A 23,684-nucleotide genomic window follows, 5' to 3' on the forward strand; every position below is an offset into this window, starting at 1 on the left:
ACAGTGCGGTGCGGCCCGGCTCTTCTCGGTAATCCCCCCCGTGGGCTGCGCGATCGCGTGCAGGCTGCCCCAACGGGAGCGGTCCGTTGACACCACCGGCCCCGGCTTCTTCGACACCCAAGAACAGCACGACGCCCTGAACAAGGTCGACGCCCGCATGCACTGGTACTGCCCCGACCCGGCCCGACTGGCCGACCTGGCGGCCGGGCTCGCGGGCACTGGCGTCACACACGCTCACCACCCCGCCCGGCCCCTTGGTCGCGGAACTCCCCGGTTCCCTGACAGGAGATGCTGTCCGTGCTCGCCGCGCACCGGCTCCTGGGACGGCGGGGTCGCGGGCCGGCTTCTGCCGCGCCGCGAGTGGCCCCCTCGCAGCGCACTGCGGCGTGGTGAACCACGTCCAGACGCATGTCCAGCTTCCGCGGCCGGGGCGTGGGCGCCGCCCTTACGCGGTATGCGAGAGGCGTCGCGCGCGACGGCGCGACCCACGTGCGTCGAGCAGGGCCGCCGGCCCTCGTTGGTTCCCGGTCCGGAGACGGGGGCGCCCCCCGCTCAGGAGGGAAGGGTGAGTACGCGGTTGAGTGCGCTGCCGGGGCGGCCGGTGAGGTCGTCCCAGGTTCCCTCCTCCTCGATGCGGCCCTGGTCAAGGACGGCGATGCGGTCGGCACGGCGGATGGTGGCCGGCCGGTGGGCGATGACGATCGTGGTGCGGCCCTCCTCCCGCAGCGCGGCGGCGAGCTGGGCGTCGCCGGTGTTGTCCAGGTGGGCGGTGGACTCGTCGAGGACGAGGACGCGCGGGCGGACCAGCAGCGCGCGGGCGAGTGCGATACGAGCCCGCTGGCCGCCCGAGAGCGTTGCGCCGCGTTCCCCGATGAGGGTGTCCATAGCGGCGATCCGGTCGACGCCGCACCGACGCGCTGTCGTGGCGAGCAGGTCGTCGTCCGCTTCAGGTGCGGCGAGCCGCAGGTTCTCGGCGAGGGTGCCGTGGAAGAGGGGGGTCTCCTGTCCCACGAGGACGACCTTGCGCCGCAGTTCGGAATCGCTCACGTCCCGGACGTCCACGGGGTCGCCGTGGGCGGACACCAGCTGGACCACTCCCTCGGAAGGGTCCCAGAACCGAGCGAGCAGGTGAGCGCAGGTCGACTTGCCGGCGCCCGAGACACCGACCAGGGCGAGTGTCTGCCCCGGGGGGATGGTCAGGTCAACGCCGTCCAGCACGGGCTGTCCGCCGTAGTCGAACCGCACCCCGTGCAGCCGGACACCCAGCGGACCGGGCGGCAGGGGTCGGGGCGCCGCGGGCGGCGGGGCGAGGGCGGGGGCCTTGACGGCCGCGCCGACGCGGGATGCCGCGGCGCGCAGTGCCACGGCCTGGCTCAGGGCGCGGGCCGACTCCGCGACCGGACCGAGGACGGACAGGGCCAGGGCCATCGCCGCCGGGGCCCACGCGCCGTGCAGCCGTCCCGAGGTCACGGACTGCGCCGCCGCGGCGACCGTGCCGAGGACGGCGGCCACGATGAGCAGGTCGCGGACCGATGCGGCGACCGCCTCCCACGTGGCCTCGGCACGCTGGGCGTCGGCCACCTGCCGCCCCCGCTCCGCCAGCGTGCGGCGGCGCTGCGCGAGCCGGCCGAAGGCCAGCAGCTCGCGCAGTCCGTCGACGGTCTCCACCGTGTCGGCCGACAGCCTCGCCGTGGCCGTCCGGGTGCGGCCGCCGCGTACCGCGCGTCCCCGCGCGTCGGCGAAAGGCGCCGCGGCGAGCAGGGCCGCCACCGGGAGTACGGCGGCCAGCAGCCAGGGTTCCACCACGGCCAGGAACAGGGAGCCGCCGGTGAGGACCGTTCCCGAGGCGAGCAGTTGGGCGGTGGTGTGGGCGTAGAAGAACTCCAGCGCCTCCACGTCGGCCATGGCGGTGGCGGCGAGGTCGCCGCTGCGCCGGCCAGCGATGCGGGCGGGCGCGCTGCGGGCGAGTCCGTCGAAGACGCGCACCCGCAGGACGGCCAGCACCCGGTAGGCCAGATCGTGCGAGAGGTCCATCTCCCGCCAGGTCGTCAGGGCGCGGACGAGGACCAGGACGACGAGCGCGGTGACGGTGGCGGTCGAAGGCGCGCGTCCCTCGATGACGGCGGTCCCCACCGTGTGCGCGGCCAGGGTCACCAGCGCGACGAGGGAGCCCTGTTCGAGGAGGGCGGCGGCGCAGGTGCGGGCCGTCATGGCGCGGTGGGCGGCGAGGGCGGGCAGGAGGGCCCGCAGTGCGCCTCGCGCAGGTATGTCCGTGTCGGATTTGGCAGTGGTGGAGGTGGTTGTGGTTGAGCTTGTGGTAGCGGTGGCGGTGCTCATGCGGCGAGTTCTCCTCGGTGGGCGCGGCCGGCGTCGACGAGCCGCGTGTAGACGCCTCCGGCCTCGACCAGGCCGGCGTGCTCGCCGACGGCGTCCACGCGTCCTTGGTCGAGGACGACGATGCGGTCGGCGTGCCGGACGGCGGCCAGTCGGTGGGCGACCACCAGGACGGTCCGGCCGCTCGCGGCGTTCATCAGTTCCCGGAGGATGTCCGCTTCGCGGCGTTCGTCGACCGCGCTGGTGGCCTCGTCGAGGACCAGCACCCGGGCGTCCGCGAGCAGGGCACGCGCGAGGGCGAGACGCTGGCGCTGGCCGCCCGAGAGGGTGGCGCCACGCTCACCGAGGACGGTGGCGTAGCCGTCGGGCAGGGCGGCTATCTCGTCGTGGACCCCGGCGACGCGCGCCGCACGGGTCAGGTCGTCGTCCGTGGCGCCGGGCCTGGCCAGGCGCAGATTGTCGGCGATGGTGGCGTGGAAGAGGTAGGTCTCCTGTGAGACGACGGCGATGCCCTGCCGCAGCGAGTCGAGTGCGTACGCGGTGGTGGGGCGCCCGTCGAGGGTGATGCGGCCCTCCTGCGGGTCGTGGTGGCGCAGCAGCAGGGCCAGCAGCGTGGACTTGCCCGCGCCGGAAGGGCCGACGATCGCCGTGGTCCGTCCCGCCGGCGCCGTGAAGGAAACGCCGTCCAGGGCGGGCGCAGGTGTGCCGTCGTAGGCGAACCGGACGTCGTCGAAGCGCACTTCGGGCGGGGTGGTCCAGTGGGGGCGCATCTCCCCGGTGTCGGGTACGGCCGGCTCGGCGGTGCGCAGGGCCGCGAGACCGTCCGCGGCCGACACCCCCAGGTATCCGGCGTGCCATTCGCGGGCCAGGTCGCGGACCGGCCGGAAGCACTCGGAGGCCAGCAGCAGCACCAAATAGGTGCCGGTCGCCGTGGTGGATCCGGTGGCGGACGACCAGCACGCCAGGAGCGCGGCGGCGACGGTGCCGCCCTGGATGGCGAGGTCGGTGATGGCGGTGTCGACCAGGGACACCCGCAGTTTGGCGACGGTCGCCCGGTGCAGCGCGGCGGACCGCTCCTCCAGGCGTGCGCGGGTGCGCCCGACGGCGCCGGCGGCACGGAGGGCGGGCATGCCCTGGAGTGCCTCCAGGTAGTCGGCGCCGAGCCCTTCGTAGGTGTCCCAGTGCTCCTTGCCGCGGGCGGCCAGCAGCCGGTCCCAGGCGCGCGGCCCGGCGAGGGCCAGCAGCAGGGCGGGGACCAGGCCGAGGAGTGCCCACGGTTCGACCACGGCCAGGGCCGCCAGTACCAGGGGCGGCACGGTGAGGGTGACCAGGAGCTGGGGCAGGTAGCGGGAGACGTAGGCGTCGACGCCCTCCACCCCGTCGACGAGGGTGGTGCGGACCGCCCCGGCTCGGGCGGTGGTCAGGTGGGCGGGCCCCAACCGACCCAGGTGGACGAGCAGTTCGTCCCGCAGGGCCACCCTGACGCGGGCCCCGGCACGGGTGGCGGTGTGCCGCTGCCACAGGGTGAGCCCGGCGCGGGCGGCGACGACGGCGAGCACCGCGGCCAGCAGCCGCGGAAGCTCGCCGGTGTCACCGCGGGCCAAGTGGGCGAGCGCGAGGGCCAGCAGTGCGGCCTGCGCCAGGTGGGTCAGGGTGACGGCGCCCTGCAGGAGGGTGGCCGCGAGCAGGGGGCGCCGGGTGCGCCCGGCGGCGCGGCGCAGCTCGGGGTGGACGATCACGTGGTGTTCTCCTCGTCGGCGTGGCGGGTGCCGAGGGCCAGTCCGTGGACGACCCAGTCCCGGCCCGGAGCGGCGCCGAGGGCGGCGCCGAGGTCCGCCTGCTGCCAGGAGCCGACGGGCCGGGCCGACAGCCCGTGGCGCAGGGCGGTGACATGGGCAAGGTGAACGGCGAAGCCGGCCCGCAGGTGGGCGCGGCGGATGTGCATGGCGTCGGCGTCCGCGGGGCAGCCGTGGGCGAGCAGGACGGCGCCCGCGGCCGCGAGCCACGCCTGGCCCGCGGCCCAGGCGGCGAGCGTCGGGCGGGCCTCTCCCGCCGCGTGCCGCCGCAGGGTCGTGCCGTCGGCGGACAGTGCCACCAGGGCGGGTCGGGGCGGACCGACCGCGGCGCACCAGCGCAGGTCGCCGGTGCCCGCCTGTACGGCGGCGGTGAGGACCGCCCGCAGCGCGTCCTCGGACGGGGTGCCCGGCATCGGCGGTGGGGTACTGCGGCGCGCCAGCAGTTCGGCGGGCGCGGGCGGGCCCCCCGGCGGGTCCGGGACGCGGGCGCCGCCGTCCGGGCGCGCCTTGCCCTGCCCACCGTCCTGGTGCGCCGGGCCCCGCCCACCGGCCTGGTGCGCCGCCGGGCCGCCCCGCCCGTCGGGCGGCGGGATGTGCACGGCGGCCAGCGGGCTCTCGGCGAGTCCGTCCAGCCGTGCCTCGGGCTCGTCCGTGCCCAGCGCGCGGGCCGCGAGGAACAGGGCCGCGGCGGCGTGCCCGGTGTCCAGCAGGAGCAGCGGCCAGGCGCGGTGACCGTAGTGGGAGACCGTGCGCCGTGCGGTGACGGAGAGTTCGGCGGTCACGCCGGGAGGTGTGTTCCCCGGAGGCCGGCCGAGGTGATGGACGCGGTGGCGCAGCGGGTCGTAGCCGTAGCGGCCGGGCGGCAGGGAACAGCCCGCGCCCACCACCAGTTCGGTGTCCACCGGGTGCAGCGCACCGGCGGAGGCCACGGGCCGGAGGCGTCCCGAGGCGTCCGCCGCGGCCAGCGACAGACCCAGCAGGGCCCCCACGTCGAGGTCGGCCGGGCCGGCCGGCGGGAGGGGGCTCGGCGGTCCGGGCCAGGCCCGGACCGCTCCCCCGGCGGGGGTGCCGGGTCCTGGTGGCTCCGGGGAGCGTGCGCGGGCGAGGGCGGCGACGAGGTCCACCGGCCGGTCCTCGCGGAGGTCTTCTTCCACGGCTGCGGCCCTCACATGTGCGGCGGAGGCGCCAGCGTGAAGTCCTCCGGCGCGCTCGGCGGGCTCGTGCGCCACCCTCGGGCGACGGCGGCCTCGGCGAGGCGCGGGCAGCCGAAGTAGCCGAAGGCGGCGGGGGCGTTGGGCAGCAGTCCGCAGACGAGCACCCGTGCGACGCGCAGGGAGGTCTCGGCCACGTCCTCCGTGGTGAGGTCGAAGGTCATGACCCGGTGGCCGCCCGTCCGCAGCGCGCTGTCCAGGCGCTGCCGGCTGCCGGGCTCGACCTCGCCGACGGACACGGTGCCGAGCGCGGGTTCGGTGAACCGCCTGGCCTCGGCGGCCATCCGCTCGTCGAGCCACACCTGCACGTGGGCGCCCAGGTCCCGTACGTGCTCGAACTGCTCGCCGCACGCGTCGAGATAGCGGCCGTCGGCACGATGGTCCAGGTACAGCCCGCGGGCGAGCAGTCCGGCTTCCACGGCCTGGAACACCCAGCCGTCGGAGCCGGTCAGGCCCTGGGTGAAGACCCAGGTGTGGACGGCCTCCAGGACGGCCTTGCGGGCGGCCTCGGCCGGGTCGTACTTGCAGGCGAACCCGGCGGCGTACAGGCCGAGGCGCGGATCGTGCACGAGCGCGGCCATGCAGGGGGCGAACTCCGAGTGCATCTGGACGATGTGGACGTCGAACGCCGAGCCGGCGAGGTCGTCGGCGAGGCCGGGCACGCTCGCCGGGTCGATGCCGCGGGCCGGGCCGTCCAGATGCCACCACAGTTCCAGGGCGTCGCGTTCGACGATCTCCAGCAGGCCGCGTTCGACGGCGTCGTCGAGGCCCTGTCCGGTGGCGATCCCGGCGTAGTTGAGGTGGTGGGTGCGGGGTAGCTCGCGCAGTGCGCCCTGGCGCCAGTTGAGGTGGGTGAGCGCGACGGGTGCCCAGACCTCCGTCGTCCCTCCGCCGGGCAGCAGTTCGGTGCCGCGGGTCCACAGGGCCGGGGTGTCGGGGGTGAGCGGGCGGTAGGGGAACTTCTCCCGGGCGTACTGCCAGTCGGCGTACGCGGGCAGGTCGCCGGGGCCGTAGAGCCGCAGGCCCTTGTCGGCCAGTTCGGTGGCGGTGGCCCGCACGGGGGCGTCGGGGTGGCCGGGCGGCGGGACGCGGTTGCCGCAGTACCGTTCCACCCCCTCGGCTATCGCGGCGACGCGGGCCTGGGCGGGGTCACCGAAGGTGGTGCCGAGGGAGACCCGGTCGGCGGGCCACAGGCCGTGTCTGCGGGCGTCGGATATCTCGGCCGTGAGCGCGGTGTAGCGGGGCGGGGTGCCCGCCGGGTGCTCGACGGGCTCGACGTTGCGGACGATGCCGCAGACGGGGTCGACGAGTGCTTCCAGCGGCAGCGTCGTCATCTCGGAATCTCCTCTGCGGGGTCGACGGGGGTGGGGCGGGAGGGGAGCACGGGCAGGCTCAGCACCACGCTGTCCGGATCGAGCTCGCGCCGGGAGGCGTGCAGCGTGGCGGCCGTCACCGGGTCCTGACCGGTGTGCGGGTTGCGGGCGTGGGCCGGGAAGTGGTGTCCGGCGATCTCCAGGCGTAGCCGGGTGCCGGCGGGCAGCCGGCGCGCGAGCCGGCCGAGGGCGAGGGTGAACGCGGCCTGGCGGCCAACCGGTTCGGCGCGCCGGACGATGCCGACGGCGAGCCGCTCGGCGACTCCTTCCGGCGTGAGGGCGACCAGCCGGGCGGCCCAGTCGGCGGACGGCGTGTGCGCGGTGGCCCGCAGGTGCACGCTCACGGGGCCGACGACGTCGAGCGGACGCGGCAGCGGTGGGGTGATGAGCAGGCAGCGGTCGGGCGGGCCGTCGGTGGGGACGGTCAGATCGTCGGAGCGGACGGGCCGGCCGGGGTCGGCGGTGAAGCCGGCCCCGTGCAGCAGCCGCGGCCGCCGGGTGCGCGGTTCGCCGTTCGTACCGGCGGGCAGCCACAGGTCGGCCCCGCCCAGTCCCTGTGCGCCGTGGCGGCCGGGGGCGAGTTCGCCGGCCAGGGCGCGGCGGGCCCAGCGCACGTACAGCTCGCCGAGGTTCACCCGGTGGGCCGGGCCGGCGTCGGGGCCGGGTGTGGAACCGAGGCCGTGGCCCCAGGGGCCCAGCAGCAGCCGCGCCGAGGGTCCGCCCCAGGCGTGCCAGAGTGCGACGGTCTCCTCGGTGAAGTGGTCGTGGTGGCCGCCCACCGCGAGCAGGGGCACGGCGGCCTGCGCCGCCCGGGCGGTCAGGCGTCCGCGGTCGCGGTGGCGCCACAGGCCCGCCCAGGAGGGCAGGGCGCGGCCCAGCCGTTCGGGGAGGCCGGTGAGCGGCAGGTGGGTGAGGAGACCGGGGTCCGCCGCGAGGGCCTTGTCCAGCGCGCCCTCGTCCGAGTCCGGTCGGTCACCGTGGGCGGCCCACCATCCGGCGCGGGACAGCAGCCGCTCCACACCGGACGCCTCGCGGGCCGTCTCCGCCAGGCCGAGGGCGGGTACGGCCGCGAGGACGGCGTCGGGCCGGGCGTCGTCGGGCGCGTCGAGGGCGAGGACGAGGGCGCAGTGGGCCGCGTAGGAGGCGCCGACGGCCACCAGCCGGCCGTCGCTCCACGGCTGCCGTCGGATCCAGCGGACGGCCGCCGCGCCGTCGGCCGCCTCGTTCGCGTAGGGGTGCCACTCCCCCGGCGACGCGAACCGGCCGCGCACGTCCTGGACGACGGCGGCGAATCCGCGGCGGGCCCAGCCGTGCGCCTCGGCCCGGTGCCGGGTCCGGTCGTAGGGGGTGCGCACCAGGACGGCCGGGAAGGGACCGTCACCGGCGGGGAGGACCACGTCGGTGGCCAGTTCCTCCACGGCCGCGTCGAACGCTGTCATCCGTCCTTCTTCGGCATCGGGGCGACGGCGGGCACCGGGAGGACGGGGTGCTCGGTGACGGTCAGCGTGCGCAGGTCCACGCGGCGGAGCCGGCGCCGGGCCGGGAGGCCGACGGTGCCGGGTGCGCCGGTGGCCCACCGATGGAGATCGTCCGCCAGCAGGGCGGCGAGCAGCGTGGCGGCGGGCGGGGTGAGCCGGACCGGCGCGCCGGAGGTACGAGGTCCGCTCCAGTACGCGGCCAGTTCGCGGTGGGCGGGGGTGGCGGCGAGCCGGCGGGACCGGACATGCCCCGAGGTGACGTCCGAGGGAGCGGCGGCCACCGGCTCGACGTACGCCTGCCAGCCCTCGCGGTGGCAGCGCAGCCACGCGACGCCGTGGTCGGGCAGGCGGTCGGCGGCGTCCCACAACCCGTCCGGCACGGGTCCGTCGAGGCACCACACGACCGCGGAGGGGTCTCCGTCGAGCAGATCCTCGACGGCGAGCGGTGATCCGCCCGAGGCGGTCTCCGTCACGCGAGGCCGGGCGCCCAGGGCGGCCAGTTGCGCCGCGAGCGGTTCGGTCAGTACCGGGTCGCCGAGGATCCGGATGTCCTGGCGAGCGGCGGGCCACCGCGCGTCCCGCGGCCCTTCCGCCAGATAGCCGGTCTCCTCGAACGCCCGTACCACACGGTCGAGTTCGTCGTCCGCCGGGCCTGTGAACCCGCCCGTGAGCCGGGAGAGCAGAACGTCCTGGTCGGCGCCCCCTGTCCTGACGCTGAAGAACTCCCCTTCCGGGGTCCGGACGGCGAGCCCTCGGCCGGGCACGGCGACGACGTCGACACCGGGGGCGAGTCGGCTGCGGGACACGACGATCCTCCTGACGAAAGGGTGGGGATGGGCGTGGGCCCGCCCGGAAGGCAACGGGCGGGCCCACGGTCGAGGGTGGCTAGGCCCTCGCTTACTCCTCGTTGTCGTCGAAGGGGTTCTCGACGAGCGCGTTGGAGTGGGAAGCCGAGGCGTGCGCCAGCTGGCCCTGGTCGGCGATCGGCGTGAAGATCTGCTCGTTCTCCATGAACTCTCCTTGTTAGATCGGGAGTTACGACGCTCGAGCGAGCGCCGCGATGACAATCTAATGAATCTGATTTTCATATTCTAGGTCTGGGAGAGGGTGATCTGGGTAACACACCGGCCAGCCTCCCTCGGGGTCCCGGCCGACCCGTCCGGCCACCTTCAGCACGTCCGCCAGCAACCCCGGGGTCACCACCTCCCCCGGCGCCCCGTCGGCCACCACACGGCCGTCGCGCAGGGCGACGACGCGTTCGGCGAACCGGGCCGCGTGGGCCAGGTCGTGCAGCACCATCACCACGGTGAGCCCGCGCTCCTCACGCAGGCGGACCACCGTCTGCAGCACGTCGAGCTGGTGGTGCAGATCCAGGTAGGTGGTCGGCTCGTCGAGCAGCAGGACGCGCGTGTCCTGGGCGAGCGCCATCGCGAGCCGCACCCGCTGCCGCTCGCCTCCGGACAGCGCGTCGACGTCACGGTCGGCCCACTCCGCCACCCCGACATCCCGCAGCGCCCGGTGCACGACGGGATCGTCGCCCTCACGCAGCATGCCCAGCGGTCCGCGCGCCGCGTACCGCCCCTGGCGGACGAGGTGACGCACGGTCATGCCGGGAACGGCCGGGGCGGACTGGTGCAGCAGGGCCACCCTCCGGGCCGTCGCGCGCCGGGACAGCCGGGCGAGGTCGTCCCCGCCGAGCCGGACGCGCCCTTCGTCCGGTTGCAGCAGCCCGGCGGCCAGTCGCAGCAGGGTCGACTTGCCGCAGCCGTTCAGGCCGATGAGGGCGGTCAGTTCGCCCGGCCGTACGGTCAGGTCGACGCCCCGCAGCACGGGTCGCCCGGGGTAGCCGAAATGGACCCCCTCGACGTGGATCCCCACGGGCTCGGTCATGCTCTGTCCTCGATTCGACGTCAGAACGAACGGCTCGGCGTGCGGCGCACGACGACCAGCAGCAACGCGGCCCCGAGGCAGGCGGTGAGCGCCCCGACCGGCAGCGTGAGCCGTCCGGAGTCCAGCACCCCCGCCAGCAGCCGCGAGGACAGCTGCGCCGCCGCGTCCGCCCCGCACACGACCACCGCGCCCGCCAGGGCGGCGCCGGGCAGACTCACCCGCAAGTCCGCGCCGAAGACGGCCACGGCCACGTGCGGGACGAGCAGCCCCACGAAACCCAGCGCTCCTACGGCGGCCACCGCGCCCGCCGTCAGCGCCACCGCGCACAGCAGGGCCAGGGTCCGGGCCCGGCGAGCCGAGAGGCCGGCGGCCAGGGCGATGTCGTCCCCGCAGCGCAGCAGCGTCAACGGCCCGGCCAGCAGCCAGGCCACGACCCCCCAGACGAGGGCCCACGGCCACAGCAGGTGCCAGTGCTGCCACACCCGGCCCTCCGTGGTGCCCACCAGCCACTGGACGACACTGCCGAGTTCGCCCGGCTCCACCAGGAGCACCATGGCGGTGAGTCCGCCCAGCACCGCCGACACCAGCACCCCGTGCACGGCGGTCTGCGCCGGGTCACCGCGCCCGCGCCCGGCGAGCAACCACAGCAGCGCGGCTCCGGCGCACCCGCCCACGCACGCGGCGAGCACCACGGCCAGGGGTGAGTCCCACCCGGCGAGTCCCAGGGCGGTCGCGGTGACGGCGCCGAGCACCGCCCCCGGGGTCACGCCCGTCACCTCCGGCCCGGCAAGGGGATTGCGCAGAGCGGACTGCAGGACCAGCCCCGCCACCGCGAGACAGGCGCCCGCGCAGAGAGCCACCAGCAGCCTGGGCAAGCGAAGTTGGAACAGGATGTGGCGTTCCGTCGCGTCCCCGCCGCCGTTCAGGACCTCCCAGGCCACGCCCGGGGACATGCCGCGCCCGGCCACCAGTTCCACGCCGGCGCACACGACGGCCAGTACGGCGAGAGCCGTGAATCGCCGGGTCACCGTACATCCTCCGTACCGAACGCCCCGGAAGGGGGCGAGCAGTTGTCATCGAGCCCACCGCGCCCGGGGTCTTCTCCGCCGGCGTCGTCCGACGTTCCGGCGAGGGGGATGTCGTTGACCGCATGGGCGCGGGGGGTCGCGTCCGGCGCCCCGGCGCCGGGGACGCCGTCGGCCGCGACGGCGCGGGGGGTCGCGTGCGCCGCGTCGGCGCGGGGGAGGTCCTTCGCCGCGTCGGCGCGAGGGATCGCGTCCGGCACCCCCGCGTGGGAAACGTCGTCGGCCGCGACGGAAGCCGCCTTCCGCGGTCCGGGCAGCGGCCCGCGCACCGCGGCCGAGGCGGTCGGCCGGCGCCGGGCCGACCGGCCGCGACCACGCGACCGCATCAGCGCGACCCCGGCCGGCACCCCCAGCAGGGCCGTCCACGCGCCGGCCGGTGTCTCCACGGGCGCCAGCGCCAGCCGGGCCGGGACGTCGGCGACGACCACGACGACCGCGCCCCAGGCGGCGGACCACGGAAGCCAGCGCACCGCTCCCGCCACGGGGTTGAACCACCGGGCCAGGTGCGGGGCGAGGAAGCCCACCCATGCCACGGGCCCGCACACGGCCGTCACCGGGGCGATCAGCACCACCGCGATGGCCAGTGCCGCCAGCCGGGCACGCTGGGCGCGCACCCCCAGCGCCTCGGCGTCCTGGTCGCCCAGCCGCATCACCGACAGCACCGGCGCGCACAGCACGAGCGCGGGGAGCGCGACGAGCAGCCACGGCCACAGTCCCGTCACGTCGTCCCAGGTCCGGGCGGACAGGGAGCCGAGCAGGTAACGGTAGATGAGCTGGAGGTCCAACTGGTCGGCCATGACCATCAGAACGAGCAGCGCGGCCTGCAACGCCGCCGCCACCGCGGCCCCTGTCAGCAGCACCGCGGACGGACTGCGGCCGAGTCCGGCAGCCAGGAGCGTGAGCCCGCCGCCGAGCGCGGCCCCGCCGATGGCGAGCATCGGCTGGACGGCGGCGGGCAGTGACAGGCTCAGTACCAGCGGCGCGGCCACCCCCAGCGCGGCACCGGACGACACGCCCAGCATCTCCGGCACCGCCAGGGGATTGCGCAGCGCCTCCTGGAGCACCAGTCCGGCCGCCCCCAGACAAGCTCCGGCGACGAGCGCCAGCACCAGTCGGGGCACGCGGAGTTCGAAGACGACGATCCCGGCGAGCGTGGTGTCCCCGTCCAGCACCGCGGCGACCAGCCGGTGCGGTGGGACGTATGGGGTGCCGAGGCTGAGCGCGCAGACCGAGGAGACGGCCAGCAGGACGACCACCAGGAGCGGCTGCCCGCTCCGTGCCCCGCGCGACGGCCGCTGTCCGCCCGCCGCGACGGGATCCGCCGCGGCGGGCGCCGAGAAGGACGTCCTCACCGCAGCGCGGCCGTGGCCTCGTCGAGGACGATGCCCAGCGAGCGGGTGCCGCGGCCCTTGGCCCACACCTCCGAGTTCACCTCGTGGACGTCGCCGTTCTTCACCGCCGGGATCTTGCCCCACAGGGGGTTCTCGGCCAGCTTCTCGGACAGCTTGCCGTCCGCGTCGCCGAAGCTCAGCGTCTCGACGAACAGCACGTCGACGTCCTGGGCGAGGATCTCCTCGAGGCTGTAACTGCCTTCCACACCACGGGACTTCCAGGGGTAGTCGGCGATCTTGGGGAAGAGACTGGCGGCCACGTCGGTCTCCGGGGTCGCGACGCCGAAGTTCTCGTCACTGCCGTAGATGATGAGAGCGGTCTTGTCGCTGGGAGTCTTCTCGGCGGCGGCGAGCTTGGTCCGGAAGGTCTTCTCGGCCTTCTCACCCTCGGCGGTGCGCCCGGTGAGCGCGGCGAGGTCGCGCAGGTATCCGACACTGTCCTCCCACGTCGCGGGCTGCATCGCCCAGAACGTCGTGGCGCCCTTGAGCGCCGGGGCGAGCTTGCCGTGGGTGTCGCCCAGTCCGATGACGAGGTCGGGCTTGTGGGAGAGGATCGCCTCCACCTCCGGGGCGATGAACCCGCCCGGGATGACGTCGACGTCCTTGGCCTTCTCCTCCCCCAGGAAGTCCGGGTGGGCGAGCAACGCGCTGTTGGTGGCCGTCGGGACGATGCCCAACTCGGTCAGGATGTCATCGCAGAGCGCGAACAGGCAGACGATCCGCTCGGGTTCCTTCTTCAAAGAGACCTCGACGCCCTTCGTATCGGTCAACTCCGTGGACGCCGTGATGGGTTCGACGGTGACTTCGGTCTTCGCCGCCGGCTTGGCTTTGTCACTCACAGGTTCCCCGGACGACGAGCCGCAGCCGACCAGGACGGAACCGACCACCGCTGCGGTGATCCAACTACGGACGAATCTCGACGGTGCGCGCAGCATCGATGCCCTCGCTCTTCCTCAGATACCGGGAACGCACCGAAGATACATGATAATCGTTTTCACCCAATCGGTTTCTGGAGGACCCATGCCCACTGCCCCACCCGTCCTGCTCGTCTCCGACCATGTGGATGGATCCGTCCATGTGCTGACCGTGCCGGACGGCACCGTCGTGGGACGCCTCACCGGCCGTCATCTCTCCGAGCATGCCGGGTTCCTGGCGCTGCCGGGCGGGCGGGTGGCCTGCGTCGACGACCGTCGCGGGGAACTGCTGGTCCTCGACCCGTTCGCCGAGCAGCTCGTGGAACTCACGGTCCCGGTCGCCGTGCCGGCCGAGCACCTCGGCTGCGACCCGTCCGGTCGCCTACTGGCCGTCACCACCGGCCTGGGCGAGAACACCGAACCCTGGTCGGACCTGCTGACCGTCCTCGACCTGGACACCGGAGACACGGCGAGGGTACGCACCCGCGTCGGCGAACCGGGCGTGACGGTGCTGGGCGGCGACGATCCGCTCGTCGTGCTGCGGCACCGGGAGCCCGGCGAGCTTGCCGTCCACCGGTTCGCCGACCTCCTCGCGGCTCCGCCCGGCTGCCCTCCGGTCACACCTCACGCGGTCCTGCCGCTGCCGGACGACGGGCACGGGGACGCGCACGCACCCGGCAGAGGAGACGTGTTCGCGGCCACGGGCGAGGGAGTACACCGGGCCCGGAGGAGGGGCTACGCACTCGCCGCCGAGGCGGTCATCCCCTGGGGGTCCCCCGCCCGAGGCTGGTACCTCCGGCTCGACACCCGCCGGCCGGCGCTCTGGAGCACGCTGCGCGGCGGCGACCCGGACCCGCTGCGCTGGCCTGAGTGGACCAACCAGGCATGGCACCACGACCTGGAGACCGGCCGCACGCTCCACACGGAACTCGGCCCAGGGCTCGTGTTCCGCCTGGCCCTCGCCCGGCGCCACACCGCCTTCACCCGGATCCACCCCGACGGCGACGAACTGGTTCTCCTGGGCGCCGACGGCTCCGTCCGCCGCATTCCCCTGCCCGCCATGGACGGCGCACCGCGCCGCGGCGGCACCCCCTGGGAAGGCGTCCAGCGCAGGGCGGTGGCAGCCTCACCGGACTCCGACTGGATCGCCGTCACCCGGGGCGGCCACGGCGAGGTGCACCTGTTCGACGCGGAGACGGGGCACGAGGCGGCCCGTCCGCGGCTGGGCACACCGCTGCACCACGGCGGCCACGTGACCCTGCGCAGCCGCGACGACGGTGCCGACCGTGATCCTGTGGGCCGTTGACGACGCTTTCGGGCCGGCGCGGCCGGGGCGTCCGCGACGGGCGGGGCGGCGTTCGCCGAGGCCAAGCCCCCCACGAAGCGCCGGGGGGCGCGTGCGCGCACGCCCCCATCGGCGCTGCGGATGCCACGAGTTCGTCGCGGCAGGCGGTCGAGCCGGACCCGCCGCGCGGGCGGCCACGTCCCGCCCCTCGAGTACGAGGCCACCCCCTACATGGAATCCGCAAAACCCCAGGTCACAACCACACACTGAGATCTCTACCGAACCGGGGGCGGTTCAGCTCGACGAAGGTACGGCGTGTGCACGCCGGGTTGCCGCAGGCGAATCGACGAACCCTCAACTGGTGAACAACGCTTCGTCCACCACTCGGAACATCAGCGAGAAACCGCAGGTGGAACCGTGAACCCGGTTCGACCAGACTCCGCACACCGGGCATAAGGCGCCGTCAGCGATGCATAGAGCGTCAACGCGTACTACCTCGATGTTCACGTCCACCGACAGCACCGCGACGTCGGCGATCGACGGCAGCAACAACCTCTGCAGCTGGAACACGACCTCTTCCACAGCCGCGAACTGTCAGCCCAACCGCTATGCCCACAGCTCATTTTCGGGCGAGTCCGGTTGCCGCCGAAGCGGACGCGGGGGTCTCGTGCCACAGCGCGTCGCCGCCCAGGTCGCCGATGAGGTAGTCCACTCCGTCCTCCAGCGTGACCTCCGGCTCGTCCGGGAATGTCTCCTGCTCCAGGACGGCGCCGACGTCCACCACCACCACCACGCCGTCATCGCCGTACGCGAGCGCGCTCCCGGTTTCGGAGATGAGGCGGGTGATCCGGCGCAGGGCTCCGACGTACCACCACCAGCCGCGTTCCTCCGAGGCACTCGCCGGTAACGGAAGGTCGACCAGGAGGGAGCCGGCGCGCTCGGCCGGATGGCCGGGGCCGTTCAGCCAGACCCTGAAGACAGTGTTGCCGAGGGGATGTGCGCCGTAGAGGTACCAGGCTGTTCCCGGCAGCGGGACCCCGATGAACCGGCGCAGCGCCAGCAGAACGCGCGAGAAGAAATCTTCCATGACGCATAAATCCCTCTTCCGGTGTCCGCCGGCGCTGCGTCTGGTCAGATCCGGTTCACCCAGTCAGGGCACAGCGTCTGCCCGCGGCAGATGGCGGCAATGGTCCCGATGGGGCGTCCATCGGGTGTCCGGACGCCTCCCTGCCCGCGCTCACCACGTTCGGCAACGCTGGTAATGGTCATGCGGACACTTCCTCCGCTGGTGATGACTCCGTCGTACTCCCAGCGGTTTCCGCTTCCCTGCTCGGCACGGCCGTTGCAGGGAGGGGTGACGGCCTTCTTGCTGCGCATGTTGTGCTTGGTGGCGGCGGACCGGGCGCCGAAGTCGTTGGTGCCGTTGCGGGTCGGGATGTCGTTGTACTCCCAGTCTAGGGAGGAGTAGTTATCGCCGTCCTCGTCGTTCTCACGCACACAGACGACGATCACCGAGGCGTGGCCGAAAAGGACGGTCAAGATCCCTACCTGACCGCCTCCGCGACGTAGAGCGACGCAACAGGAGCGCCAAGGACGCGGCCTGCGCCGGTCTGCAGCGCCCCCCAGGGCTATGAGTACGACGAGTTCCCTTTCACGTCCGCCAAGGAAGGCGCCGGCGTCGGTGACGGCAACTTCTCCGTGAGGATGGTGCCCGGATCGGAGAACGGAAGCGCCGGGTCGAAGCTGTCGCACTGGTACGGCGGCGACCGAATCCTTGACGCGATGCGTACGGCATCTGGGTCGACTACTGACTTTGAATGCGTGATGTCGTCATGGTGGCTGGCGTCGGAGACCGGTGCCGGTGAGGCAGCCGTCGAGGACGTCGGGACGGTACTGGAGCTGGCGTAAGCCGCGCCGGACGGCAGTGATCAGGTCATGGGGGTCGGCGAAGGCGCGGTTGGCTGTGGTGGTGCGTCGCAGGACGGACCAGATGCTCTCGACCGGGTTGAGGGCCTGTTTCGTAAGTGGCGCTGGCCCATCGCTCCTCGAACGTTTCAGTTGCAGTGATGCTCAGGAAGGTCACGGGCTCTGGGCCGTGCTGCGGGTCAGAGCGGCCAGTCGTTCCGCGTCCGAGGTGCCCGGTTCGGCCGACCAGAGCACGAGCTGCTGTTCCGGGGCACCCGCGTAGCGGAAAGTGTCCCAGTCAAGGGTGAGTTCGCCGACGGTGGGGTGCGCGATGCGTTTGCTGCCGAAGTCCTGGTGTGCGACGCGGTGCTCGGCCCACCAGGCCCGGAAGTGCTGGTCGGCGACGGCCAGCTCGCCCACGAGGGCGGTGAGGGCCGGGTCGGTCGGGTTCGTTCCGGCCTCCATGCGCAGGACCTCGACACAGGTGCGGGCCACGTCCTCCCAATCCGGGTAGATGTCGCGCATCACCGGGTCGGTGAAGACCATGCGGACGTAGTTGCGCTCGGACTCGGGCACGGCCGCAAAGTCGCACAGCAGCTCCGCCGCCAGCGGGTTCCACGCGAGGATGTCGAGGCGCGGGCCGAAGACGAGGGCGGGTGTGCCGGTGAGCTGGGCGAGCAGCCGGGTCAGGTGCGGGTGTGCTTTGGGGCGGGCGGACCGACGCGGCGTCTTGCGGTGCCCGGCCCGTGCGGCCTGGGCGACCAGTCCTTCCACGTACGTCCTCTGGTCGCCGTTCAGCCGCAGCTCCCGCGCGAGGGAGTCGAGCACCGGCGGTGACGGTGCGAGTCGGCCCTGTTCGATGCGTACGTAGTAGTCGGTGCTGATCGCGGCGAGCTCGGCCACCTCCTCGCGGCGCAGCCCTTGCACTCGGCGCTGAGTGTGCGCGCGCTCGGGGAGCCCCACCTGCGCGGGTGTGAGTTCGCCACGGCGGTGTTTAAGGAACTCACCGAGCTCACGAAGGTGGGCGGAACCAGTCATTCCTTCAGCATGGCACCGGGGAGAAGGCCCTGCCTGGGAAAGATCCTTCCTAGGAAGCAACGCGACCTTCCTGCGCCAGGCCATCGGCCGGACAGTGGATACAGGCCCGCAGATCGCCGGCCACCTACGATCCCGCAGGAGCAGAACATGAGGACTGACGTCCGCTTCCCGACCAACGGCCTGCAGCTCGCCGGCCACCTCTACCTCCCCGACGGCGTCGACGGACCGCTCGCCGCCATCGTCGTCGGCCACCCCACGACCGGAGTCAAGGAGCAGGCGCCGGCGGCGTACGCGACACGCCTGGTCAACGAGGGATTCGCCGTCCTGACCTTCGACGCCGCCTTCCAGGGCGAGTCCGAGGGCACGCCCCGCGCTCTGGAGGACCCCTTCCAGCGTGCCGAGGACTTCCGTGCGGCAGTCTCCTACCTCACCACCCGCCCCGAGGTCGACCCCGACCGCATCGGTGTGATGGGCGTGTGCGGCTCCGGTGCCTACGTGCCCTACGCCGCGCAGACCGACCACCGGATGAAGGCTGTGGCCGGTGTGTCCGGGACGGACGTTCCCAGCTTCTTCCGCGGAGCCGACCCCGAGGGCTGGCAGCAGATGGTGGCGAACTCCGGCAACCTCCGCAGCGCCGAGGCCGCCGGCGAGCCCGCGGCGACGTTCGCCGTGCTGCCGGAGACGGCCGACGCCGACACCCCCGCCCCGACGGCCGAGTTCGTCGACTACTACAAGACGCCCCGCGGCTACCACCCGCGCTCCACAGGTGACGTGGTCGTGCGTAGCGCGGATCTCCTCGACCAGTTCGACTCCTTCGCAGACGTCGCCAAGATCGCGCCCCGCCCGCTGCTCATGATCGCCGGCACCGAGGCTGTGACCCGCGGTTTCTCCGAGAAGGCCGTCGCCGACAGCCCCGGCAACGCCGAACTGTTCCTCGTCGACGGCGCCACCCACGTCGACCTGTACGACCGCGACGAGTACGTGACTCCTGCCGTCGCCAAGCTGGTCGAGTTCTTCAGCAAGCACCTCGCCTGAGTCGGCAAGCCTGTGTGGGCAAGGGACGCCAGGGTGCTGGTCGCAACCACTCTCCGATGGCCGCGACCAGCACGACGGCCTCATAGCGGACGGCAAGCTTGATGCCCCTATGGATGTCAAGCGGCCAAGACTTGCTCCTGGGGCAGCGTGCGGGCTCGGATGATGATCGTGTAGAGCTCTCGGGCGACGTAGCGTTTGAGGCAGCGGATGGCTTCGCGTCGGGTCTTGCCTTCGGCGATGCGTCGCTCGACGTAGCTGCGGCTGCGGGTCTCCCAGCGCAGACGGGCCAGGACGATGGTGTAGAGGGCCGAGTTGGCCTGCCGGTCACCGCCTCTATTCAGCCTTCTGCGCTGTGTCTTGCCCGAGGAGGCTTCGACCGGGCTGACGCCGCAGAGTGAGGCGAATGAAGCCTCGCTGCCGAGTCGCTCAGGATTGTCGCCAGTGGCGATGAGGAGGGCTGCCGCGGTGTCCGGACCCACTCCGTAACACTCGAGTAGTTGGGGTGTGTGCTGGCTGATCACGTCGGTGATCTGCTGTTTCAGGGCCGCGATCTCGTCGTCGAGCTCCTCGATGCGGCGGGCCAGGAGCCGCAGTGTGAAGACAGCCGCTGCTGTGACCGTGCCGGCCGCGGCCTTCGGCAGAGCGATGCAGGCTCGGACGAGTTTGGGAATGGTCAGTCCCTCCAGAGGCTCTCGTAACTCTGGGCTCGCCGTCACGAGGACCGCTCGAAGCTGGTTGATGGCCTGGGTGCGGGCTTTGACCGCGGAGACCTTGGCCATCTTGAAGAGCCGGAGTGCTTCGGCCGGGCCGTCCGCGAGCTTCGCCGTCGCTGTGGCTCTGCCGGACAGCACGGCATGAGCTGCTGCTTCAGCATCGATGGTGTCGGTCTTGCCCCGCCGGCGCCGGGTGGCTTTGTCCGGCTGGTTCACCTCGATCACTGCAAGGCTGTTGCCCCGCAGGAATCGGCTCAACGCGGCTCCGTAGGAGCCGGTGCACTCCACTCCGGCGCGGTGGACGATGCCGTGCGAGCGGGCCCAGTCCAGCAGTTGCTGGTAGCCGTCGGCCGTGGTGGGGAAGCTGCGGGAGTCGATCAATTTGCCGGTCGTGGAGACGACGGCTGCCACGTGTGCGTCCTTGTGGGTGTCGACGCCGAGGACGACCTCTCGGTCGCGGTCATGGTGCAATCGGGTCGGCTCGGCCATGTTGGCGCCGGTCATCGGTCTCCTGCCATTGAACCGGAAGGCTGGTGGCCGTCGCCGGGCCGGCAGGGTGGTCAGGACTGTGACGGTGCCTGTAGCGAAGGCCCCTATCGGGACACACCCGCCAGCCTGGTGACGGCGAGTGCCGCCCCGAACGGTGGCCGACAGATCAAGACTCAGGACATGACAGTCAGTCGTATCGCGGGTCAGGCCACCGCCGAGACGGCACTGCCATCCTCACAGTCGTATCTCGTGGCGACCGCGCGATGCCGCTTGAGACGGTTGATCCCACACTCGACAGCATGGCGCTCGCGGTAGTCGGCCGGGTCGAAACGCGGAGGCCGACCGCCGCGGGAGCCGAGCTTCTGCCGGTTGCGTGCCTGGTCAGCCTTGTCGGGGATGGTGCATCGGATTCCTCGGCGCCGCAGGTAGGCACGGTTCTTGCGGGAGGCGTAGGCTCTGTCGACCCGCACGCGGTTAGGGCGAACGCGTCGCCGGCCCGGCCCGATGCGGGGCACGCGGACCTTTTCCAGCACCGGTCCGAACTGCGGCGACTCGCCGCGCTGCCCGGCCGTGATCACGATGGCCATGGGCTTCTGGCCCTGTTCGACGGCCAGGTGCAGCTTGGTGGTGAACCCGCCGCGTGAGCGTCCCAGTCCGTGGTCATCGGGCTCGGTGAACACACCGCCCGGCGGTTCCTTCTGCAGGTCACACTGCTTGCGGGCCCCGGCCGCGTGCTGATGGGCGCGGCACACCGTGGAGTCGACGCTCAGGATCCACGTGATGGCCCCCTTCGTGTCGGCCAGGGACTGCAGCCGGGTCAGGATCCGGTGCCAGGTGCCGTTACGCTGCCACCGACGGAACAGGTCGTAGACCCGGCCCCATGGCCCGTACTCCACGGGCACATCCCGCCACGGAACACCGGTCCGGACCCGAAACCGTATGCCGTCGATCAACCGCCGGCGGGACCAGACGGGCGGCCGCCCCGCTTTCGTGCCCTTCGGCAACAACGGCTCCAGCACCGCCCACTGCTCGTCCGTGAGATCTCCCCGACCCATGGAACGTGATCATTCACAGCCCAAGATCTACTTTCGACACACGCCCGAGGTCTGGTGCGTAGGACGGCAGTTGGTAGACGGTGAGCCAGTCGCGGTCGGCGATGTAGCGGCGCATGCCGGCGGTGAGGTGGGTGTTGAGGTTGTCCCAGACCAGCACGATCGGGCCGCCCAGTTGCTGGTCGGCGGTCTGGATCAGGTCGCGGTAGTCCCGCCAGGGAGAAGCTCTTACGCCCGTCGGGCCGGGCGTCCGGGCAGGGCCGGTAGATCAGTCGCGAGGGTTCGCCGGTCTTGTAGCAGGCCAGGGCGGCCACCGATAAGCGGCGGCGGGAACGGCCCCGGACGTGGACCACAGGGGTGTGGCCGCGGCGGGACCAGGTGCGGGTGGTCGGCGGCGTCATCGAGAGGCTCAGTCAAGATCTCCGTGACGGGGTCACGAAGCGTGACTTGGGTCAGGCCAGGAGCACTCGTTTACGGAGGAGCGCGAACCCGGCTCTCCCATACATCTGTCGCTTCAGCATCTTGATTCGGTTGACGTGGCCTTCGACAGGACCGGAACTCCAGGGCAGCGTAAGACCCGCGGTGACAGCCTGGTAATCACGCCGGAGACCGTCGGCGAAGGCGTGCAGAGCGGGTAGGTCATCGGCGCGGACAGCGTCTGTCCACGCCGGCAGGCGGTCTCCGCCGAGGTCGCAGACCATCCGCGCGAAGGCATGCACGTGGCCACGGACGGCAGTCAACTCCGGGCAACGGGTGAACACTTCACCCAGCTGGCGCTCTTCGTCGTCGCGCAGGTGCTGGGGATCCACATGATCCAGTTGGTGACCTGCTGCGGTTTGAGTACCGGGGCTGGCGAACGGATGGAGCCGAGGCTGGTGCGAAGCGGCCGGAGATAGCGTCGCACCGCTTGGGGGGTTCGTCCCGGGTAGCCCTGGGTCTGGATCTCTCGGAAGAGACGTGCGGCGTCGGTGCATCCTTCGTTCCAGCGCCGGATCAGGTAGGGCTTGTAGTCGTCCAGGCGTGTGGTGCGAAGGGAGCCTTCGATGAGGCCGTCCAGGTTCTGGCAGTGGGCATAGCGTTCCGCGGTGTGTCGGGCAAGGCCCAGTTCCCGTGCGATGGCGCTGATCGTCCATCCGCGGGCCAGCAGTCGGTGAACTGCCTTGTGTCGCTCCCGTGTCCGGGTGACCAGCCATTTCTCTGCGCCGGTGTCCGGATTGCGTGTCGAGGGCGGAGCCGCGGCCATGCGCCGGGCCGAAGGGGTCCTCACCTCAGGTTCTTGCAGGCAAGGACGGTGAGCGATCACCGTGCGCTCGACAGCGGTGGCCAGGTTGCCCCATAAATGCCACCGGTCGGCCACCTGCAGCGCGCCCGGAGCGCCTGCGCGGGCCGCCTCGGCATAGGCGCCGGCCCGGTCCCGGCAGATCACCTCGATCCCCGGGTGTCCGGCCAGCCAGAGCGCCACAGGTTCCTTCTCCCGGCCGGGCAGCAAGTCGAGGACGGCTCGGGACTCGACGTCGACCAGCACCGTTCCATATCTGCGCCCACGTCGGGTGGCGAAGTCATCCACCCCGACCACCCGTGGTGAGGGAGGGCACGGGTCCGGCAGCGCCATCAGCACGTTCAACAAGGTCACTCTGCTGACGCCGATGTGGAGTACGGCGGCCAGCCGGGCGCCTGCCCGGCCCGCAAGTGCCAGGGCAATCGCCTGCACCAGGACCACCAACATCACAATGCGACGTCCATAGCGGATGGTCAGGCCCTCGACCTGTTCGACGAAGGTGCGACGCGCACAATCAGCGACATCGCAGAACAACCGCCGCACCGACAAGTCGACGACCACCGGACGCCCGCCCACGGCGGCATCCGCCAGGTGTCGCCGGTACCGACTGTGGACCCGGTACGAGCAAACACCGCACGACGGACATGGAAACGCACCCTCCAGGGTGCGGGCCTTGACCCGCACCACGCCGTCCTCCACCCTCATGTGTTCCACCCGCACCTTCTCCAGATGCGGGAACACGATGCCCAGCAAGTCATCACACACGGCCGACCATGCCACCGGAATGACACTCCGTCACCCCGTCACGGAAATCTTGACTGAGCCCATCGAGAATCCGGCTTCGTCCTCGAAGACGAGCCAGGCGTCGAGCGCCGCCACGGTCCTTCCACCTGGGGCCAGGTCTCCTTCATCCAGCCGGCCACGGCCGCTTCATCTCGCTCGATGGCACGGCGGGCGGGAACCTGGCAGGTCCAGCCATGTCGTCTGAGCAGCGCGGCAACGCCCTGGACGGTGTAGCTCTTGTGGAACCGGCGCCCGATCACGGTCTTGATCCGCGAAGGCGTCCAGGTCTGGTCCGGCCAGCCATGCGCGACCGGTCCCTTGAACAGCTCCCGCTCGAGTACGGCGAAGAGTTCGTCGCTGAGCAACGGCAAGGACGCCGGCCCCTTCGAGGCCAGGGCTCTCGGCCCCTCCTGCGACCAGGCCCTGCGCCACCGCTGTACCGACCGGACGCTGACCCGCAGGTCGTGAGCGATGACCGCGTTCTCGTCACCCTGCTGGAAGCGCTCAACCGCCTCCAACCGCAACTTCTCACTGAACTGCCCCGGTTCGAATGGAGACTCGATTTTATGAAAGGATCGAGTCATGGCACGACCTTCCCGTTACCCGCTTGAGCTCCGCCGTCGTGCGGTGCGC

The 23,684-nt window shown here is 72.3% G+C and carries 21 protein-coding genes and 3 pseudogenes; 2 read left to right on the forward strand and 22 right to left on the reverse strand.

What is annotated here, in order from left to right; genetic code table 11:
• Positions 1–552 precede the first annotated feature (552 nt).
• From ACIHCM_RS33390 to ACIHCM_RS33440, 11 genes and pseudogenes are all read right to left on the reverse strand, one after another.
• Positions 553–2,337, reverse strand: coding sequence for an ABC transporter ATP-binding protein (locus ACIHCM_RS33390; RefSeq protein ID WP_399904378.1), 1,785 nt, complete (start codon positions 2,335–2,337; stop codon positions 553–555).
• Positions 2,334–4,073, reverse strand: coding sequence for an ABC transporter ATP-binding protein/permease (locus ACIHCM_RS33395; protein WP_399904381.1), 1,740 nt, complete (start codon positions 4,071–4,073; stop codon positions 2,334–2,336). The genes ACIHCM_RS33390 and ACIHCM_RS33395 overlap by 4 nt, the downstream gene beginning before the upstream one ends.
• Positions 4,070–5,284 (reverse strand): SagB/ThcOx family dehydrogenase, encoded by a 1,215-nt coding sequence (locus tag ACIHCM_RS33400; protein WP_399904384.1) that lies wholly within the window; start codon positions 5,282–5,284, stop codon positions 4,070–4,072. The genes ACIHCM_RS33395 and ACIHCM_RS33400 overlap by 4 nt, the downstream gene beginning before the upstream one ends.
• Before the next feature lie 11 nt (positions 5,285–5,295).
• Positions 5,296–6,675, reverse strand: coding sequence for a YcaO-like family protein (locus tag ACIHCM_RS33405; protein WP_399904386.1), 1,380 nt, complete (start codon positions 6,673–6,675; stop codon positions 5,296–5,298).
• Positions 6,672–8,153, reverse strand: a complete 1,482-nt coding sequence (locus tag ACIHCM_RS33410) for a CocE/NonD family hydrolase (RefSeq protein ID WP_399904389.1) — start codon at positions 8,151–8,153, stop codon at positions 6,672–6,674. Before ACIHCM_RS33410 ends, ACIHCM_RS33405 begins: the two co-directional genes overlap by 4 nt.
• Positions 8,150–8,998, reverse strand: a complete 849-nt coding sequence (locus tag ACIHCM_RS33415) for a hypothetical protein (protein ID WP_399904392.1) — start codon at positions 8,996–8,998, stop codon at positions 8,150–8,152. Before ACIHCM_RS33415 ends, ACIHCM_RS33410 begins: the two co-directional genes overlap by 4 nt.
• A 91-nt stretch (positions 8,999–9,089) precedes the next feature.
• Positions 9,090–9,203 carry a streptamidine family RiPP gene (gene amiA, locus ACIHCM_RS33420; protein WP_240499128.1) on the reverse strand — a complete coding sequence of 38 codons (114 nt, stop codon included), beginning with the start codon at positions 9,201–9,203 and terminating at the stop codon, positions 9,090–9,092.
• Between the two features lie 57 nt (positions 9,204–9,260).
• Complete coding sequence (locus ACIHCM_RS33425; protein WP_399904396.1) at positions 9,261–10,082, reverse strand: ABC transporter ATP-binding protein; 822 nt, start codon at positions 10,080–10,082, stop codon at positions 9,261–9,263.
• A gap of 20 nt (positions 10,083–10,102) precedes the next feature.
• Positions 10,103–11,110 (reverse strand): FecCD family ABC transporter permease, encoded by a 1,008-nt coding sequence (locus tag ACIHCM_RS33430; protein ID WP_399904399.1) that lies wholly within the window; start codon positions 11,108–11,110, stop codon positions 10,103–10,105.
• A gap of 302 nt (positions 11,111–11,412) precedes the next feature.
• Positions 11,413–12,411: pseudogene (locus tag ACIHCM_RS33435) on the reverse strand (FecCD family ABC transporter permease); the annotation flags it as partial.
• A gap of 104 nt (positions 12,412–12,515) precedes the next feature.
• A complete protein-coding gene (locus ACIHCM_RS33440; protein WP_399904403.1) occupies positions 12,516–13,493 on the reverse strand; it encodes an ABC transporter substrate-binding protein in 978 nt (325 codons plus the stop codon).
• Positions 13,494–13,578: 85 nt separating this feature from the next.
• Here ACIHCM_RS33440 and ACIHCM_RS33445 point away from each other — a divergent pair, with 85 nt between their 5' ends.
• Positions 13,579–14,778: a hypothetical protein gene (locus tag ACIHCM_RS33445; protein ID WP_399904406.1), complete on the forward strand. Its 1,200-nt coding sequence runs from the start codon at positions 13,579–13,581 to the stop codon at positions 14,776–14,778.
• Positions 14,779–15,111: 333 nt separating this feature from the next.
• On the opposite strand, the gene ACIHCM_RS33450 is transcribed toward ACIHCM_RS33445, so the two are convergent.
• From ACIHCM_RS33450 to ACIHCM_RS33470, 5 genes and pseudogenes are all read right to left on the reverse strand, one after another.
• Positions 15,112–15,339, reverse strand: a complete 228-nt coding sequence (locus ACIHCM_RS33450; protein WP_399904408.1) for a hypothetical protein — start codon at positions 15,337–15,339, stop codon at positions 15,112–15,114.
• A gap of 37 nt (positions 15,340–15,376) precedes the next feature.
• Positions 15,377–15,844 (reverse strand): hypothetical protein, encoded by a 468-nt coding sequence (locus ACIHCM_RS33455; RefSeq protein WP_399904411.1) that lies wholly within the window; start codon positions 15,842–15,844, stop codon positions 15,377–15,379.
• A 44-nt stretch (positions 15,845–15,888) separates the two neighbouring features.
• The gene (locus ACIHCM_RS33460; protein ID WP_399904413.1) at positions 15,889–16,296 is read right to left on the reverse strand and encodes a hypothetical protein; all 408 of its coding nucleotides are present in this window, start codon (positions 16,294–16,296) and stop codon (positions 15,889–15,891) included.
• Positions 16,297–16,587: 291 nt separating this feature from the next.
• Positions 16,588–16,767: pseudogene (locus ACIHCM_RS33465) on the reverse strand (DDE endonuclease); the annotation flags it as partial.
• A gap of 69 nt (positions 16,768–16,836) precedes the next feature.
• Positions 16,837–17,700 (reverse strand): helix-turn-helix domain-containing protein, encoded by an 864-nt coding sequence (locus ACIHCM_RS33470; RefSeq protein WP_399904416.1) that lies wholly within the window; start codon positions 17,698–17,700, stop codon positions 16,837–16,839.
• Positions 17,701–17,847: 147 nt separating this feature from the next.
• Here ACIHCM_RS33470 and ACIHCM_RS33475 point away from each other — a divergent pair, with 147 nt between their 5' ends.
• Entirely contained in the window at positions 17,848–18,735 is an 888-nt protein-coding gene (locus ACIHCM_RS33475; RefSeq protein ID WP_399904418.1) for an alpha/beta hydrolase, read from the forward strand.
• Between the two features lie 116 nt (positions 18,736–18,851).
• Here the strand turns inward: ACIHCM_RS33475 and ACIHCM_RS33480 are convergent, their stop codons facing one another.
• The 6 genes and pseudogenes from ACIHCM_RS33480 to ACIHCM_RS33505 form a co-directional block, all read right to left on the reverse strand.
• Positions 18,852–19,937 (reverse strand): IS110 family transposase, encoded by a 1,086-nt coding sequence (locus ACIHCM_RS33480; RefSeq protein WP_399904434.1) that lies wholly within the window; start codon positions 19,935–19,937, stop codon positions 18,852–18,854.
• A 203-nt stretch (positions 19,938–20,140) separates the two neighbouring features.
• The gene (locus ACIHCM_RS33485) at positions 20,141–20,992 is read right to left on the reverse strand and encodes an IS5 family transposase (protein ID WP_399904419.1); all 852 of its coding nucleotides are present in this window, start codon (positions 20,990–20,992) and stop codon (positions 20,141–20,143) included.
• A gap of 28 nt (positions 20,993–21,020) precedes the next feature.
• Positions 21,021–21,390 (reverse strand): annotated as a pseudogene (locus ACIHCM_RS33490) (transposase); the annotation flags it as partial.
• Positions 21,391–21,441: 51 nt separating this feature from the next.
• Positions 21,442–21,798, reverse strand: a complete 357-nt coding sequence (locus tag ACIHCM_RS33495) for a transposase (protein WP_399904422.1) — start codon at positions 21,796–21,798, stop codon at positions 21,442–21,444.
• Positions 21,726–23,048 carry an ISL3 family transposase gene (locus ACIHCM_RS33500; RefSeq protein WP_399904425.1) on the reverse strand — a complete coding sequence of 441 codons (1,323 nt, stop codon included), beginning with the start codon at positions 23,046–23,048 and terminating at the stop codon, positions 21,726–21,728. The genes ACIHCM_RS33495 and ACIHCM_RS33500 overlap by 73 nt, the downstream gene beginning before the upstream one ends.
• A gap of 23 nt (positions 23,049–23,071) precedes the next feature.
• Entirely contained in the window at positions 23,072–23,635 is a 564-nt protein-coding gene (locus ACIHCM_RS33505) for a transposase (RefSeq protein ID WP_399904428.1), read from the reverse strand.
• Positions 23,636–23,684: the final 49 nt, after the last annotated feature.

Source organism: Streptomyces sp. NPDC052023 (assembly GCF_044548465.1).
In the GTDB taxonomy this organism is placed as follows: Bacteria; Actinomycetota; Actinomycetes; order Streptomycetales; family Streptomycetaceae; genus Streptomyces.

What these genes read in the sequence shown, in the direction of transcription:
- ACIHCM_RS33390 (WP_399904378.1), bottom strand. Translation starts at nt 2,337, where the DNA reads ATGAGCACCGCCACCGCTACCACAAGCTCAACCACAACCACCTCCACC.
- ACIHCM_RS33405 (WP_399904386.1), bottom strand. Translation starts at nt 6,675, where the DNA reads ATGACGACGCTGCCGCTGGAAGCACTCGTCGACCCCGTCTGCGGCATC.
- ACIHCM_RS33410 (WP_399904389.1), bottom strand. Translation starts at nt 8,153, where the DNA reads ATGACAGCGTTCGACGCGGCCGTGGAGGAACTGGCCACCGACGTGGTC.
- amiA (WP_240499128.1), bottom strand. Translation starts at nt 9,203, where the DNA reads ATGGAGAACGAGCAGATCTTCACGCCGATCGCCGACCAGGGCCAGCTG.
- ACIHCM_RS33425 (WP_399904396.1), bottom strand. Translation starts at nt 10,082, where the DNA reads ATGACCGAGCCCGTGGGGATCCACGTCGAGGGGGTCCATTTCGGCTAC.
- ACIHCM_RS33440 (WP_399904403.1), bottom strand. Translation starts at nt 13,493, where the DNA reads ATGCTGCGCGCACCGTCGAGATTCGTCCGTAGTTGGATCACCGCAGCG.
- ACIHCM_RS33445 (WP_399904406.1), top strand. Translation starts at nt 13,579, where the DNA reads ATGCCCACTGCCCCACCCGTCCTGCTCGTCTCCGACCATGTGGATGGA.
- ACIHCM_RS33455 (WP_399904411.1), bottom strand. Translation starts at nt 15,844, where the DNA reads ATGGAAGATTTCTTCTCGCGCGTTCTGCTGGCGCTGCGCCGGTTCATC.
- ACIHCM_RS33470 (WP_399904416.1), bottom strand. Translation starts at nt 17,700, where the DNA reads ATGACTGGTTCCGCCCACCTTCGTGAGCTCGGTGAGTTCCTTAAACAC.
- ACIHCM_RS33475 (WP_399904418.1), top strand. Translation starts at nt 17,848, where the DNA reads ATGAGGACTGACGTCCGCTTCCCGACCAACGGCCTGCAGCTCGCCGGC.
- ACIHCM_RS33480 (WP_399904434.1), bottom strand. Translation starts at nt 19,937, where the DNA reads ATGGCCGAGCCGACCCGATTGCACCATGACCGCGACCGAGAGGTCGTC.
- ACIHCM_RS33485 (WP_399904419.1), bottom strand. Translation starts at nt 20,992, where the DNA reads ATGGGTCGGGGAGATCTCACGGACGAGCAGTGGGCGGTGCTGGAGCCG.
- ACIHCM_RS33505 (WP_399904428.1), bottom strand. Translation starts at nt 23,635, where the DNA reads ATGACTCGATCCTTTCATAAAATCGAGTCTCCATTCGAACCGGGGCAG.